Genomic DNA, 16,056 nt, shown 5'->3' on the forward strand with positions numbered 1-16,056 from the left:
ATTATGGTTATTATAAATAAAAGACAAGAAGAAATACTTAAAGAACTGGATAAAAACGGACATGTAAATGTGGCCGATTTATGTGAAATTCTAAATGTTTCAACCGTAACGATACGAAAGGATTTGAACTTTTTAGAAAATGAGAAACTGCTCCACCGTACCCATGGCGGTGCCAGTAAACAGCCTATTTATGCTTTCGAAAGAGATTTAAGTGATAAAGAAGGTTTGCAGGTAGAGCAAAAAAAACAGATAGCAAAAGAAGCTTTAAAGTATATTAATAATTTCGATTATATCATATTGGGTTCAGGATCTAATGTTCATTATCTGGCACAAATTATTTCGGGATTTCAGAAATTAACAGTGATTACGCCTTCTTTAAAGGTATCTTTAGAATTGAGTAAGGAGCCAAATGTGGATACAATTCAATTGGGTGGTGATGTTCGTAAGAGCTCAAACTCGGCGGTTGGACCTATATCGGAAGCAATTTTGAGCCAGTTTTCCTGTAATAAATTGTTTTTAGGAGCTGACGGACTTCATTTAGATTTTGGATTAAGTACTTCAAATGCATTAGAAGCGCATCTTAATCAAGCCATGATTTCGGTCGCGGAAAAGGTTATTATCTTGGTCGATTCTACAAAAATGAATGTGAGAGGTTTTGGTAAAATATGTAATTTGGATAAGATCGATGTTTTGATTACCGATGATGGGATCGATATCGAAACCAAAACGAAACTAGAAGAAATGGGAGTAGAGGTTATAATTGCCTCAAAATAGTTTTTTTCTACAGATTAGAAAGAAAGAAACGTCTAGTTTTTTTTAAATTTCTAGTTTACTCGTTCGCGTGAGGGATAAGAGCTGACTGCCCAAGCAGTGCGGATAGCCTGACAGCATGCCGATAAGAGGGCGTATAAGCGCAAAGTATATTTGCCCTCTTATCGGGATGGTGGCACGCCCAGTTTAATTTTAGATTTCTGAATTTACTCGCTTAAGTATTTTTCGATGTGGGTAAATAGTGTTTTTCGTTCTTCGGTTGTTGCGTCATTATCCATATCACTATGGTTGATCGGGGTGAACTGAACCGTCATTCCGTATTTTTTCTGTTCTTGCTCGTTGGGTAACACGCCTTGGTCTGCAGCATAGTTTTTAGAGCGCAACGTGTATATTATAGGATGCTTAAATCTTGGAAGAGGCATTCTTCGATTGTCCATTGTGATTATTTTATAAACCAGCTTAGGATATTTGGTAGCAAATAAAGCTGTCATGTCTCCACCGTTCGAATGGCCAATTAGTGTTAGGTGCTTGAAATCTAATTCGGGATTGATTGTTTTGAATTCGTTTAAAACATAAAGAATGTTTTCTGTACCTCGTTCCCAATTTGGTCTTCTTGTAACTTTTAGATCTCCTTCCATTGCCAAAAGATCATCTGTAGGTAATTCGTGCTGAATGCTGATAACGAAATATCCTTGCGATGCTAAATGTTCTGTTAAGTAAGAATAAATTTTATTGTCTCCACCTTTATTTTCTCCGTATCCGTGACTGAAAATTATTACCTGCTGGTTGTTTATTTTCGTGTCAGATTTTGGATGATACATTGCGACCGGAATTTTGCGGTTTCTGGATTTATCAAATAACTCTAAACTATCAAGCTGAACATCATAGGTTTTATTTGATGTGTGAACTGTTGATTTTTTAGTATTGGAGCAACTTATTAAAAATAAGGATAATAAAATCTGAAAATATATTTTGTTCATTTTTTTTGATACGCTTTTAATAAGAAACCCGACAGTTTTTTGAATTCAGCCGGGTTTGATTCGTAATTATGAGATTGTATATTTTTTAAGCTAGCTTTTTTTCGAAAGCTTTTCGGGCTGCTCCTCTAAAATAGACTTCGCCACAATAGGTATATTCTAATCGTTCTAAAATTTTAAGCATAGGCACATTGTCAAAGTTGGTGTCTACTTTTATGCTATGAATATTCTTTTCGAGGCATAAACCTTCTACGTTTTTAAAAAGCTTTGTTGCAATACCTTTTCCTTTTGCCCATTTTGATACGGCTACGCGATGTACAACGCCATAATCTCCATTGGTAAGCCATTCGCCTTCTATGTCTTCGTAAGCGGGTTCTTTGTCGAATATAATGGCAGAATAAGATAAAATGGTTTCGTTTTCTGTAAGTACATATCCGTAACCATTATTTATATCGTTGGTAATGCTAAGTTCGTTAGGATAACCATCTTGCCATTGTGAACTTCCTTCCTGACGTCTTTGTTCGATGGCATCTTGTATGATGGTCCAGATAACTGGCAAGTCTGTAATATTCGCTTTTCTTAATAGTAGTTGTTCTGTTGTGTTGCTCATTTTTTATGTATTAAATCTTAATGAGGAAGTTTGTCTTTGAAATAACCGTAAACCCAGGTTCCTAAAATGGCACTTATTAAAGTAACTGCAATTACAGTAACTCCAGTCCCAATTTGAGCGAAAAGTGGTCCGGGACAAGCTCCGGTGATTGCCCAGCCGAAACCGAATAATAATCCGCCATAAATTTGTCCTTTGTTGAAAGTTTTAGGCTGGATTTCGATTTTTTCTCCCTGAAGGGTTTTGATATTGAATCTTTTTATGATCTGAACGGATATAACTCCAACGACAACCGCGCTGCCAATTACGCCATACATAAAGAAAGATTGCAATTGAAACATTTCCTGAATTCGGTACCAGCTGATGATTTCGGCTTTTACGAATACGATTCCAAAAACGATTCCTACCAGCATGTATTTAAGATTCGAGAATCCTGAATCTTTTATCTGACTTCCGTTGGTTCCTTCTGTATCGGTATTTTTATTTTCTAAATTATTCATTTTTGAAATTTTAAAGTGAAAGAATATAAGGCAAAATCAAATTGGCCATAATAAAACCGCCAATCATAAAACAGATCGTAGCGATTAATGAAGGCCATTGCAAATTTGAAATTCCCATAATCGCATGTCCGCTTGTGCAACCGCCGGCATAACGCGTTCCAAAACCAACTAAAAATCCTCCAACAACAATCATAATGAATCCGCGAAGCGTGAATAGACTTTCCCAAGAGAAAAGTTGTTTTGGCAATAATCCCGAATGATCGGTGATCCCGTAAGTAGCTAATTGCTCCGAAAGTTGGGGCGAGATTTCGACCGGATTTGGATTGGCCAGAAAATAGGCAGCGATCACTCCGCCAAGGAAAATTCCGAAAACGAAAAATAAATTCCAGCTTTCTTTTTTCCAGTCGTATTTAAAAAACGAAATATTGGCCGGAATACAAGCCGCGCAAATATGACGAAGGGAAGAACTAATCCCGAAAGATTTGTTTCCGATAATCAATAAAATAGGAACTGTTAATCCAATTAGCGGGCCTGAAACGTACCAAGGCCAAGGTTCTTTGATGATTTCGATTAGACTCATGTTTTAATTTAAAAATTAGATTTTTATTTTTTTAGCATTAAGATATTAGGGGGATTAAGAATACCTTGATTAATAAACTTAATGGTAAGAAATTATGTTTAATTTATGCTTTTTAAACTTCACTTTTAAAAGCTACCAACTTAATTCTCTTAACATCTTAATGGTAGAAAAAATCTTATGCTTTTAAAATCTTATTTTGACAAACAAAATCTGATTTTGGAATACTTGTTTTTGCGATTGCACCAAAACCACCTTCGATTTCTGTAAAGTTTCTGAAACCACGGGCTTGCAAAATCGAAGCTGCGATCATACTGCGATATCCTCCGGCGCAATGCAAATAAAAATGCTCGTTAGGGTCAATGTCTTTTACCCAGTCGTTGATATAAGCTAAAGGTTTGCTATAAGCATCCTCGATATGTTCAGCTTCGTATTCGGTTTCTTTACGAATGTCGATTACTTTGTCTTCTTCAATTTTAAACTCACTGTCGAATTGTTCTGCCGAAATTCTATTTACGGTATCAGTTTCAAAACCGGCTTTTTCCCAGGCTTCAAAACCACCGTCCAGATGTCCGATGATCGAATCGAAACCAACACGGCTTAAACGGGTTACGGTTTCTTCTTCAAGACCAACCTCAGTAACTAATATAATAGGTTGTTTTACATCGGCAACTAGAGTTCCAACCCATGGCGCAAAATCACCGTTGATTCCGATATTGATCGATTGCGGAATAAATCCTTTATAGAAATCGGCACTTTTTCTGGTATCTAAAATTAACGCTCCGGTTTCTTTGGCTACAGCCTCAAATTCTCTTACATCAATGGCTTTCATTCCGTTGTGTAAAACCGATTCGAAACTTTCGTAACCTTGTTTGTTCATGGCCACATTCATACTGAAATAAGCTGGAGGAGGCAATAAACCATCGGTAACTTCTTCGATAAATTCGGCTTGGGTCATATTGGCGCGCAAAGCATAATTCGTTGCTTTTTGATTGCCTATTGTTGAGACTGTTTCTTTACTCATGTTTTTTCCGCAAGCGCTTCCCGCACCATGAGCAGGGTAAACAATCACATCATCAGCCAGAGTCATGATTTTATCTCTTAGCGAATGAAATAAAATTCCCGCCAATTGATCTTGTGTCATTTCTGCAGCTTTTTGAGCCAAATCGGGACGACCCACATCACCAATAAATAAAGTGTCTCCAGAGAAAATAGCGTGATCTTTTCCGTTTTCTTCAATCAATAAATAAGTCGTGCTTTCCATGGTATGACCAGGAGTATGCAACGCCTTAATCGTAATTTTTCCAATTTTGAATTCTTGTCCGTCTTTCGCAGAAATGCAATCAAATTCACAAGCCGCATTAGGTCCGTAAACAATTGGCGCCTGAGTTTCTTTGCTCAAATCGATATGACCTGAAACAAAATCAGCGTGAAAATGCGTTTCGAAAATGTATTTCAATTTGACGTTATCACGTTCTAAACGATCCAGATAAGGCTGAATTTCTCTAAGTGGATCAATAATGGCAGCTTCGCCATTCGAAGTTATATAATAAGCACCTTGTGCTAAACATCCGGTGTAAATTTGTTCTATTTTCATGATATGTATTCTAAAAATAAGGGAATACAAAGGTAACCTACTTTTTGCTTAAAATGGGTGACTTATGTTACACAAATTTGATTTTTATGCAAAAAAGCGTTGGATGGTTTTACCATATAAAGCCCATAGGAAATTCAAAAAAAATCGTATATAAAATGATTTAAGATTGAAACAAGATTGACGAATTTAACCATATAAGTGATATAAGTAAATTTAAGTCACGTAATTGGTCTTATGCTAAAATGAACTTATATAACTTATAGGGTAAAAAAATAATCTACGTAATTTTACATCTATAAAATTCATTGTCATGAACACAGAAGATTTATTGAATCAGATTGCTTTTATAAAAGAAATTGATAAGGTCAAATACATTCAGCGCAAAACGAAATTGTTTAATAGCGACCGAAACGAAAACGATGCGGAACACAGTTGGCATCTGGCTTTGATGGCGATTGTTTTGGCTGAACATTCAAACGAGCCAATTGATGTTTTAAGAGTCGTAAAAATGGTTTTGATGCATGATATTGTCGAAATCGATGCTGGAGATGTCTTTATGTATGATACACAAAAAAGCCACGATAATACCGATGAGGAACGACTAGCGGCCAATCGTATTTTTGGATTATTGCCCGAAAAGCAAGCTCAGGAAATGATTGCCATTTGGGAAGAATTTGAAGCAGGAGAAACCAACGAAGCCAAATTTGCAAGGTCGATGGACAGATTAGAACCTTTATTGCAAAACACCTCTAATAACGGAGGAACCTGGAAAGAGTTTGATGTACCTTATAAAAAAGTGTATGAAAAAAAGAGCATCATAAAAGAAGGTTCAAAAACTTTATGGAATTATGCCGAAGGTTTAATAAACGAAAGTCTAGTAAAAGGAATTTTGAAAGAAGAGTAAATTTCTAAAGTATAGATTTGTAAATAAATATCAATTTTGAATATAAGTGATACAGATTTGTTTTAGGTTTTGCGAATTTTAAATTTATATTAAATGTATTAAAAGATTTTTTTTATTGCATTATGTTTAACCTTTTGTAATTAAGGCTAAGCTTATTTTTCTTATATAACTTATATGGTTTGAAAAAGAAAAAACTTCTTTTAAAGACAGGGAATTCATGTTTTAATAGGTAAATTTGAGGAGACTTCATAAATAAAATACCGCTATGGAAGAAATGCTTTTTTATGACCGAATGCAATTCGCCTTCACCATTACTTTTCACTATCTTTTTCCGCAACTTACAATGGGTCTTTCGCTGATCATTGTTTATTTTAAATGGAAATATCTTAAAACTAAAGACGATCAATACAATCACGCCACGCATTTTTGGATGAAAATTTTCGCTCTGAATTTTGCGATGGGTGTGGTAACCGGAATCCCAATGGAATTTCAGTTTGGAACCAATTGGGCAAAATTCTCTGAGTTAACTGGTGGAATCATCGGGCAGACTCTGGCGATGGAAGGTATGTTCTCCTTTTTCTTAGAATCCTCTTTTCTGGGAATCTTTTTGTTTGGAGAAAAAATAATTGGACATAAATGGCATTTTGTAACTGGATTATTAATTATGATTGGTTCCTGGGCCAGCGGATACCTTATTATAGCCACACATTCGTGGATGCAAAATCCGGTAGGTTATGAAATTCTGGAAAACGGTAAATTTGTTTTGACGAATTTCAAAGCTTTATTCCTTAACCCTTGGTTATGGCCTTCTTATTTACACAATCAGGCTGCATCTTTGGTAACAAGTTCATTTGTAGTAGCCGGAATTGGGGCATTTTATATTTTAAGTAAAAAGAATGTTTCTTTTGGAAGAATGTTTGTGAAAACCGGCGTAATCTTCGGATTGATTTCGAGTCTTATTGTGGCAGTTCCTACGGGAGATTTACTGGCTAAAAATGTCGTAAAATACCAGCCGGTAACTTTTGCTGCAATGGAAGGAATTTTTCATACCGAAAAGAAAGGTTCTGAGATTGTTTTAATAGGTCAGCCTGATGTAAAAGACAAAAAACTGGACAATAAAATCGCTGTTCCTAATATCCTGAGTTTCCTTACTTACGGAAGCTGGCATCAGGAAATAAAAGGTCTGGATCAGTTTGAAGAAGATCTGCATCCTACTAATATTTCCGGTTTGTATTATGCCTATCATATTATGGTAGGACTCGGAACCATATTTATAGGTTTGATGACTTTGGCGCTTGTACAGCTTTTTAGAAAGAAATTATTCGAAACCAAATGGATTTTATGGTCTTTGATGTTTATGATGCCATTTCCGTACATCGCCAATACCACAGGTTGGTATACGGCCGAATTAGGAAGACAACCGTGGCTCGTTTATAATTTATTGAGAACAACAGCGGGAGCTTCACCAACTGTTTCATCGGGAAATACCTTATTTACTTTATTAGGTTTTATAGGATTGTATCTTTTACTTGGAATGTTGTTTTTGCTTTTGATTGGAAAAATCATCAATAAAGGGCCTCATAATGTTGAACTGAATTCAGAAAAAATATAATTATGGAATTTTTTTGGTACGTTGTTTTAATGGGAATTCTGGCCGTTTATATTGTATTAGACGGTTACGATTTTGGAGCAGGAATTATTCATTTATTTTTTGCTAAAGAAGAGAAAGATAAAAAAGCAATTACAAGCGCCATTGGTCCGTTTTGGGATGCCAATGAGGTTTGGATTATTGCCGCCGGAGGTGTTTTGTTTTTTGCTTTCCCTACTTTATACGCTTCATCTTTTAGCGGATTTTATTTGCCGTTGATCATGATTTTATGGTTGTTGATTTTTCGTGCAATTGGTCTGGAAATGCGCGGACAAGTGCACCACCCCATGTGGGAAGCCATTTGGGATAAAGCTTTTGGGATCGCCAGTTTACTTTTGGCCTTATTCTTCGGGATTGCTTTGGGGAATATTGTTCGTGGTGTAAACTTAGGAATGGTAACCAATGGCGTTTCGACGCAAGAGGCGCATTATTTCTTTTTGCCTTTATGGAATCCTACTTTTAGTCCGCAAGCAAATGAATTGGGAATTATAGACTGGTTCACCCTCTTTTTAGGAATTGTAAGTGTTGTTGCCCTGACAATTCATGGTGCGAACTGGATTATTTATAAAACGAATTCGGCGTTGAACCCAAAACTGAAAAATGTAGTTTTTAAACTGAATATAGTGTTACTGGTTTTAGTTTGTATTTCACTTCAAATCTGGCATTTTATTGAGCCAAAACCATTTCATAATTTTGTCGAGAATCCAATTCTTTGGTTTTTTCCACTAATGACTTTTGTTGGAATTTTAGGTTTGTTTAAAGTTCGTTCCTGGCAAAAAGACGGAATGGGATTTTTGTTTTCAACTTTATTTTTAGTTGGAGGTTTTGCCTCAACAGCCGTTTCGATTTTCCCGAATGTTTTGCCTTCTACAAATAATGTAAATCCGTCATTAACGATTTATAATACTGCCGCCGGAGCATACGGGCTGAATGCCGGAATGAGTTGGTTTTTTATCGCTTTGTTTTTGGTGATTATTTATTTTATTATTCAGTACAGAGTTTTTAGCGGGAAGATGGATGATGTGGGGTATGGGGAACATTGATTGTTCGGGATGTGTAAAAAGGACGAATTATATTTTAAATTTTAATCATGAAAAGAATAATTTTCATAACCATACAAATCCTTTTTATAAATTGCTATTCTCAGAAAAATGAAAGCAATACATTAAAAAGTAAAACGGAATTAGAAAATTATGTTCGTGTAAATAGTAAAAGATTTGCAAAATTTGAGCTAAAAAAAATACATGATTTTGCGCCTGAAAGCGATGCTCAAGATTCTATCTGTAGAAGAATAGGTGATTCTCTTAAAATCAACGAATATTATTATAAAGCAGATTTTGATAATAATGGTTTGTTAGATTTTTTACTAATAGGAGATGACCATAATTGTGATGAATCAAGAAGTATTAGATGCAACTTCTGTTCTTTAGTTTTGATGAGTTTTCCAAAAGATTCGGTAAAAATGTATAATATTAATTTAGGTGACGGATGTTTTGTTCCAAAGATTGCACAGAAAAATAATCAAACGGTATTACAAATTTATAACCGGAGAAGAGGAGTTTTGAGTGCTAAAGGCAATAATGTAGAACAGCACACATTAATTTATAAATGTGATGGATTTATTGATTATAATAAGCGACCTGTAAAGCATTCTATCGAAAAAATAGAGTTTTCAACTTTTGGCTGTTATGGAACTTGTCCAGTATTTTCATTAGTAATTGATAAAGAAAGAAATTCAACTTTTTTTGCTGAACGTTTTAATTTTGGAACAGAGGAAGAAAATATGAAGAAAATGTCGTCTTTTTTCAATAACAATAGGGAAGGTACTTTCAAAACTGTAATTACAGAAGAAAATTATAACCAAATTTTGGCACTATTAGAATACATGAATTTTGCAAATTTTCAAAATGAAAACATGTTATATGAAGAAGATAGTGGTAGTTCAATTCTGAAAATTAGATATGACAATGGTAAAGAGAAAATTATTGAGGATTATGGAATAGTAGGAAGTTACAGTTTGAGAAAATTGTATGAATTATTATTTGAATTAAGAATGAATCAGAAATGGAATTAAATTTATTAATGAAATTCTAAAATATTTATTTTTACCCGAGTCCGTTAGCGACAGGAGTGGTATCTCCCGATTTAGAAAAACAAGGCTTTTTAGCCGTAGTTTTTGTTAATCGGGAATTTAGCGGATAGCCCGTTCGCCAAGGCGAAAACGCCGAAAATATAAAAATCCGTTTACTCTCAGGAAAACGGATTTTTTCTGTTTGTCAAAGTTCGAAACTTAAATAGAAATTGATTTACAGAAAAATCATTTGTCGATTTGTTCATTACAAAAAGGTCTTTTTGACGTTGTAAATACTGGATGATCTTGTTTTATATAAACTGGACTATAAGTGAGTTGGCTCTTTGCTATACTTTCGCTTTTTTAATCAAAATATCTAAAACAATGAATTACCAAATCAAAAAAGCAAGTATTGAAGATCTTGACGAAGCAGCGGAACTTTTTAACCTTTATCGTGTTTTTTACCGTCAGGAATCTGATGTCGAAAAAGGAAAAGTATTTCTTAAAGAACGATTACTGAACCATGAATCTGATATTTTTTTAGCGATTATGGGCGGAAAGGCTGTTGGTTTTGTACAGCTTTACAAATTATTTCACTACACAAAATTACAAAAACAATGGTTGTTGAGTGATCTTTTTGTACATCCGGATTATAGAGGCAAAGGACTTTCGGTAGCGCTGATTGATCGCAGTAAACAATGGTGCGAGGAAACAAATGCCTGTGGTTTGATGCTGGAAACTGAAAAGACAAATGACATAGGCAATACATTATATCCGCGTTGTGGATTTGAATATGACGGTTTACATAATTATTATCACTGGTGGAAATAAAGAATAAATAATGGGGAAGCAGCATTCGTTTCCCCATTTTTGCTTTTAATCTACAAATTAAAGTTATAAAAAAAATCTTCTGAATCTCCTAAATCTGCGAGAAAACAAAATCTTAAAACAAAACCTCCTTAGTAATAATATAAAATCCCATTACCAAAACAAACCAGCCAAAAATGGGTTTTAGTTTGGTACCGTCAATTTTTTTAGAAAGCTGACTTCCTATAATCATTCCGAAAAGGGCCATGGAAGAAACGCCTAATAAAAACGGATAATTTATGGGTGTACCAATGTATAAATCGCCTCCAAAACCTATGGTCGAATTTATAGTAATGATCAATAATGATGTTCCTACGGCTTGTTTCATGGGTAGATTGGCGAAAAAGAGCAGGGCAGGAATGATTAAAAATCCACCACCGGCACCCAGAAATCCGGTTATGATTCCGACTACGAAACCTATTATGCTTAGTTGTGTGTAATTGGTTTCGGTTGCTTTTATTTTAGGTTTGTTTTTTCGGATCATCGAGATTGCTGCTGTGATCATTAGTACGGAGAAAATAATCATGATCAGAAAATCTTTTGAAACGGAATACGAAGCGATAGAAAATAATGTCGAAGCAATTTGAGGAAAGATCACTTCACGAATAATCAAAATCGAAATTACAGACGGAATCGCAAAGTACAATGCCGATTTGAGTTTTAGATTTCCCATTTTGTAATGGCTGTAACTACCAAACATAGCAGTTAGTCCAACAATGAACAAAGAATAGGAGGTAGCTTGCTCCGGATTTACCTTAAATAAATACACTAAAATAGGAATGGTTAAGATAGATCCGCCTCCACCAATTAAGCCGAGGGAAATCCCTATAATAATCGAAGCAAAATAACCTAAATATTCCATTGCATTTGTTTTATGCAAAGTTGCTTTGATAAATAGAAATGTACAGTAACATTTATCACATAAAGATATTTTTGTTACTGATTTTTTGCCCACGGATTTTACGGATTAAACGGGTTTTCGCAGGTTTGCTTTTTATTAACCATTAAGAGATTAAGAAAAATTAAGCCAAACTGCTGAATTTCCTTATTACACATTAAGATAAAAAAGCCTAAACTTAACTTTCTTAATATCTTAATGGTAAAAAAACTATTTAAGCACAACGTTTGTAAGTTTGAGCGTCCCGAGGCTTCGGGAGAAAACGCATAGAGTATTTCGACTTCGCTCAATTTCACAAGCCAAAATAAACCAGCGAAAACCCGTTTAATCTGTAAAGTCCGTGGGTAATTAATTTCGTAATGGTTAAAAAAAAACTTAGTGTTAATTCGTGTTTAATAATTCAATTTGGTTTCGGTTGAGTTTGACCAAACCTCTTTGTTCCATTTTTTTGAGTAATCTGGACACGACTTCTCTTGAGGTATTCAGTTCAGTTGCGATTTCCTGATGAGATAATTTTACTTCAGAGCAACCACAGGCGTCGGAATGTCTTTTTAAATAAAATTCTAAACGCTCATCCATAGATCTAAACGCGATATTATCAACCACTTCCAGAACTTCTTCGAACCTGCTTCTATAAGTTTCGATGACAAATTCGTACCATGATCTGTGTTCCATCATCCATTTGTCCATCATTTGCAGCGGAATCATCATGACAGAAACATCTTCGACAACCTTTGCCATGATTTGGCTTTTTTCGCTTTTGGCAGTACAAATCATCGAAATGGCGCAGGCTTGTCCGGGTTGTAGATAATACATAAGAAATTCGCCGCCATCTTCGCCCTCGCGATAGATCTTGATTTTTCCTTTGGTTATTAGCACCGTGTTTTTTATGTATTGTCCGGTTCGCATTAAAATGGTTCCGGCTTCAAAATCTTGAAGACTTCCGTTTTCTTCGATAGTCGAAATAAGTTCGTTGGAGAAATTAGGAAATATATTTTTAAGTGAGTTTTGCATGGATGAATTGTGGTAATAATAGCCCACGGATTTTACGGATTGAACTGGTTTTTACAGATATAATTTTTAAAAATCAAGCATTAAAACGGTTTAACACATAGAAACATAGCTTTTAGTTACTCGAAAAAGGCGTTTCACTTGACATGAATGCACATATCTATGTGTAAATAAAGTGTTATTTATTTTGCTCTAAACTTAAAAAAAATATGCCTCTATATGTTTAAATTATATTTTTTGCCACGAATTTCACAAATTTTCCCGAATTAATGAGTGAGAATTAGTGCAATTTGTGGCGAACATTTTTAATCATTTTAATCTGTGGTTAAAAATATTTTTAGCTACAAGTTTCATAAATCAATTAGTGAAAATTTGTGCAATTCGTGGCAAACAATTTTAATCATTCTAATCATTTTAATCTGTGGCAAAAAAATATTCGTGACGCACTTTTTTTATCAAATTAAGATTTAAGTCTGTATTTTAATGTAAAGATAGCAGATTGAAATCAGATTAATTGTCAGAAAACTATTTTTAAGATGCATTTTTTGAAAATGCAAAAATCCTATTTTCTATCGATTTTATAGACTGTAATTTTAAAAATAGTAAGTAAATTTGTGTTTCACTGATTATAATACTTTCTCTAAAACGTTTTCTGAGAATAATAATCGAAATCGCATTGAGCACGTTTTTAATTAATAGAAACGTCGTAATTTTACAAAAAACAGATACTATGAATTTATCACAAGAAGATTGGGTTAATCAGCTTGCTGCTGACGAGAATGCAGTTATACTGGACGTAAGAACTGAAGACGAATTTAATGACGGCTATATCGAGAATGCCGTAAACATTGATATCAATAAAGGACAAGGTTTTATTTACGAAATCGAAGAACTGGATAAAAATAAAAATTATTATGTGTATTGCCGTTCTGGAGCCAGAAGCGCTAAAGCATGTCAGATTATGAACGAGTTAGGTATCAATAATGCCTACAACTTGCTTGGTGGTATACTGGATTGGGAAGGCGAAACCATAAATCCATAAAAACAAAAAAAAGAGGCGCAAAAAGCCTCTTTTTTCTTTTAATAAACTATTAATAACCAAACATAAAATTACCAGATTATGAGTTTAATACCAGAAGAGTATCAGATTAAAACCCTTATAAACCAAGATACTTATCTTGTAAATGGCGAACTAAAACAATGGACAGGACAAACTACTCCTGTGTTTTCGACCATTTCATCTACAGAAAAATATACACCAACATTATTAGGATCTATTCCGTTTATGGCAGAAAAAGAAGCTGCCGAAGTGGTTGAAGCTGCCAATGCTTCTTATAATAAAGGTCAGGGATTATGGCCAACCATGAAAGTGGTGGACCGTATCAAATGCATGGAGAATTTCGTAAAGCAAATGAAAGAAACCCGTCAGGAAGTAGTGAAACTTTTGATGTGGGAGATTGGAAAAAACCTGGGAGATTCTGAAAAAGAATTTGACAGAACCGTTGAATATATTTATGATACTATTGCCAGTTATAAAGAATTAAACGGACGCAGTTCGCATTTTGAAAAAGTACAAGGTGTAAATGCAATGATTCGCCGTGGACCTCTAGGGGTTGTATTGTGTCTTGGACCATACAATTATCCTTTAAATGAAACTTTTTCATTACTTATCCCGGCTTTGATTATGGGTAACACGGTAATCTTCAAACCAGCTAAACATGGTGTTTTATGTATTTCGCCATTGTTGGAAGCCTTTAGAAGCAGTTTCCCAAAAGGGGTGATCAATATTGTTTATGGAAGAGGCCGTGAAGTAGCTTCTCCAATCATGAAATCAGGAAAGATTGATGTTTTGGCGTTAATCGGAAACAGTAAATCTGCGATTGCGTTGCAGGACCAACACCCAAATAAAAACAGATTGCGTTTGATTTTAGGTTTAGAAGCTAAAAACCCGGCTATTATTTTACCGGATGCCGATTTAGATCTAGCTATTCAGGAGTGTATTGCAGGATCTTTGTCTTTCAACGGACAACGTTGTACAGCTTTAAAAGTATTGTACGTGCATGAGTCTATTGTAGAAGAATTCAATAAACGTTTTTCTGAAAAAGTTGATGGTTTAGTATTTGGAAATCCTTGGGAAAAAGGAGCTTCTTTAACACCGCTTCCTGAGACTGAAAAACCAAATTATATTCAGGGATTAATTGATGATGCAACAAGTAAAGGTGCAAAAATATTGAACGAAAAAGGAGGAAAACATACAGAGAATTATATTTTCCCTGCAGTTTTGTATCCTGTAAATAAAGATATGCGCGTGTATCACGAAGAACAATTTGGACCCGTAGTGCCAATTATTTCTTTTAAAGATATTGATGAGCCACTAGAAGATATGGCCGAATCAAACTACGGTCAACAAGTAAGTTTATTCGGGAAAGATATCAAAACTTTAGCACCGCTTATCGATGCTTTGGTAAATTTAGTGTGTAGAGTAAATCTTAACAGTTCTTGCCAGAGAGGTCCGGATGCATTCCCGTTCACAGGTCGTAAAGATTCGGCTGTAGGAACTTTGAGTATTCCTGATGCTTTACGTTCATTCTCAATCCGTACGTTTGTAGCTTCAAAAGATATCGATTATAATAATGAAATTTTGCAGGAATTGCTTAACAGTAAAGAATCTAATTTTATTAATACCGATTATATTTTGTAGTAATCAAGGTTATATATTAATTGTAGGTACCGTCTCTTTCTATTTTAGAATCAGGCGGTTTTTCTTTTTAATATATTAAGGTATTTTCTTGCTGAATAAATTTATTGTATTGTTTTTACTATATTTTTAATTAATAAAAAATGAAGTTTAAAATGAAAAAAATTACAATTGCCTTTCTTTTCTTATTTGCCCTAAACTCTTGGTCTCAAAATGATCAAAAAATATAGCTTCAGCAAAATAAATATAATTTGGGGTTATCTTACTTTCAAAAAAAACAATATAACAAAGCTATTGAGCCTCTTTTATTTGCCTATAAAATTAGTCCCGAATCAGAAATTGGAAAAAAGTCTAAAAATAAAATCGATTTACTTAAACCCATTGTTAGAGAAAACCTCATCAATAAAATAATCGGAACATGGAATCTAAATGGTAATGAACCAATTTGGATTCGTAAAGATTTAGAAAAGACCAAACGCAATGATACTTTGATGGTAGTTACCAATCAGGAAATTACTTATTATGTGAAAAATATAAAAAACAAAGGAAAGAAGATTACTACAAACAGATAAAATTGAATTCTATGATGGGTTTGATACTAATAATTCGGTAACAGAAATGGTACATCCAGAGAATGAATTATGGACTTATATGGTAGATGAATCTTTAAATGGTCTTCGTATAATTCATACCGGTAATGTAACTTCTTCAGGAAGGGAAATGATTGATATAGATAATAAGAAAGCGTATTATAGTAGAATTAAATAGAAGTGGGTTTAATAATCTTGTGTTACTATTTGAAAACATCTTTTTCTTTTTAAGAGTTAGATGTTTTTTATTTGAATTAGTATAATTTTATAGTGAATTGTAACTTTAAAACAAAACCAGCCACTAATATCATAATCAGTATTAATCATCAATCTTAAAATG

Annotated in this window: 16 protein-coding genes; 9 read left to right on the forward strand and 7 right to left on the reverse strand. The window is 34.2% G+C overall.

From position 1 onward, the window contains the following. Nucleotides 1-3 precede the first annotated feature (3 nt). Nucleotides 4-774 (forward strand): DeoR/GlpR family DNA-binding transcription regulator, encoded by a 771-nt coding sequence (locus IRZ78_RS21050; RefSeq protein ID WP_194618435.1) that lies wholly within the window; start codon nucleotides 4-6, stop codon nucleotides 772-774. A gap of 203 nt (nucleotides 775-977) precedes the next feature. On the opposite strand, the gene IRZ78_RS21055 is transcribed toward IRZ78_RS21050, so the two are convergent. From IRZ78_RS21055 to IRZ78_RS21075, 5 genes are all read right to left on the reverse strand, one after another. After that, nucleotides 978-1,751 (reverse strand): alpha/beta hydrolase, encoded by a 774-nt coding sequence (locus IRZ78_RS21055; RefSeq protein WP_194618437.1) that lies wholly within the window; start codon nucleotides 1,749-1,751, stop codon nucleotides 978-980. Nucleotides 1,752-1,836: 85 nt separating this feature from the next. Beyond that, complete coding sequence (locus IRZ78_RS21060) at nucleotides 1,837-2,358, reverse strand: GNAT family N-acetyltransferase (RefSeq protein WP_194618439.1); 522 nt, start codon at nucleotides 2,356-2,358, stop codon at nucleotides 1,837-1,839. A gap of 17 nt (nucleotides 2,359-2,375) precedes the next feature. Beyond that, complete coding sequence (locus IRZ78_RS21065) at nucleotides 2,376-2,855, reverse strand: DUF6691 family protein (RefSeq protein ID WP_194618441.1); 480 nt, start codon at nucleotides 2,853-2,855, stop codon at nucleotides 2,376-2,378. A gap of 10 nt (nucleotides 2,856-2,865) precedes the next feature. After that, nucleotides 2,866-3,435, reverse strand: coding sequence for a YeeE/YedE thiosulfate transporter family protein (locus IRZ78_RS21070; RefSeq protein ID WP_194618444.1), 570 nt, complete (start codon nucleotides 3,433-3,435; stop codon nucleotides 2,866-2,868). Nucleotides 3,436-3,610: 175 nt separating this feature from the next. After that, a complete protein-coding gene (locus IRZ78_RS21075; RefSeq protein WP_194618470.1) occupies nucleotides 3,611-5,029 on the reverse strand; it encodes an MBL fold metallo-hydrolase in 1,419 nt (472 codons plus the stop codon). Nucleotides 5,030-5,339: 310 nt separating this feature from the next. On the opposite strand from IRZ78_RS21075, the gene IRZ78_RS21080 reads away from it, so the two are divergent. The 5 genes from IRZ78_RS21080 to IRZ78_RS21100 all read left to right on the forward strand — a co-directional run bounded on the left by IRZ78_RS21080 (nucleotide 5,340) and on the right by IRZ78_RS21100 (nucleotide 10,483). Beyond that, entirely contained in the window at nucleotides 5,340-5,933 is a 594-nt protein-coding gene (locus IRZ78_RS21080; protein ID WP_194618472.1) for an HD domain-containing protein, read from the forward strand. A gap of 265 nt (nucleotides 5,934-6,198) precedes the next feature. Beyond that, nucleotides 6,199-7,545, forward strand: coding sequence for a cytochrome ubiquinol oxidase subunit I (locus IRZ78_RS21085; protein ID WP_194618474.1), 1,347 nt, complete (start codon nucleotides 6,199-6,201; stop codon nucleotides 7,543-7,545). 2 nt (nucleotides 7,546-7,547) lie between these two features. Next, a complete protein-coding gene (gene cydB, locus IRZ78_RS21090) occupies nucleotides 7,548-8,624 on the forward strand; it encodes a cytochrome d ubiquinol oxidase subunit II (RefSeq protein ID WP_194618476.1) in 1,077 nt (358 codons plus the stop codon). Between the two features lie 47 nt (nucleotides 8,625-8,671). Further along, entirely contained in the window at nucleotides 8,672-9,655 is a 984-nt protein-coding gene (locus IRZ78_RS21095; protein WP_194618478.1) for a DUF6438 domain-containing protein, read from the forward strand. A gap of 381 nt (nucleotides 9,656-10,036) precedes the next feature. Continuing rightward, a complete protein-coding gene (locus IRZ78_RS21100; protein ID WP_194618480.1) occupies nucleotides 10,037-10,483 on the forward strand; it encodes a GNAT family N-acetyltransferase in 447 nt (148 codons plus the stop codon). Nucleotides 10,484-10,595: 112 nt separating this feature from the next. Here the strand turns inward: IRZ78_RS21100 and IRZ78_RS21105 are convergent, their stop codons facing one another. Both IRZ78_RS21105 and IRZ78_RS21110 read right to left on the reverse strand, forming a co-directional pair. Further along, nucleotides 10,596-11,381 carry a sulfite exporter TauE/SafE family protein gene (locus IRZ78_RS21105; protein ID WP_194618482.1) on the reverse strand — a complete coding sequence of 262 codons (786 nt, stop codon included), beginning with the start codon at nucleotides 11,379-11,381 and terminating at the stop codon, nucleotides 10,596-10,598. A gap of 417 nt (nucleotides 11,382-11,798) precedes the next feature. Further along, entirely contained in the window at nucleotides 11,799-12,431 is a 633-nt protein-coding gene (locus tag IRZ78_RS21110; protein ID WP_194618484.1) for a Crp/Fnr family transcriptional regulator, read from the reverse strand. Nucleotides 12,432-13,158: 727 nt separating this feature from the next. Between IRZ78_RS21110 and IRZ78_RS21115 the strand changes: the two genes are divergently transcribed. From IRZ78_RS21115 to IRZ78_RS21125, 3 genes are all read left to right on the forward strand, one after another. Continuing rightward, a complete protein-coding gene (locus IRZ78_RS21115; protein ID WP_072963814.1) occupies nucleotides 13,159-13,470 on the forward strand; it encodes a rhodanese-like domain-containing protein in 312 nt (103 codons plus the stop codon). A 78-nt stretch (nucleotides 13,471-13,548) separates the two neighbouring features. Next, nucleotides 13,549-15,129, forward strand: coding sequence for an NADP-dependent glyceraldehyde-3-phosphate dehydrogenase (locus IRZ78_RS21120; protein ID WP_194618486.1), 1,581 nt, complete (start codon nucleotides 13,549-13,551; stop codon nucleotides 15,127-15,129). Between the two features lie 248 nt (nucleotides 15,130-15,377). Beyond that, complete coding sequence (locus IRZ78_RS21125; RefSeq protein WP_194618488.1) at nucleotides 15,378-15,698, forward strand: hypothetical protein; 321 nt, start codon at nucleotides 15,378-15,380, stop codon at nucleotides 15,696-15,698. The last annotated feature ends 358 nt before the right edge of the window (nucleotides 15,699-16,056 follow it).

Origin of the sequence: Flavobacterium sp. CSZ (genome assembly GCF_015350725.1) — a bacterium.
GTDB lineage: Bacteria > Bacteroidota > Bacteroidia > Flavobacteriales > Flavobacteriaceae > Flavobacterium.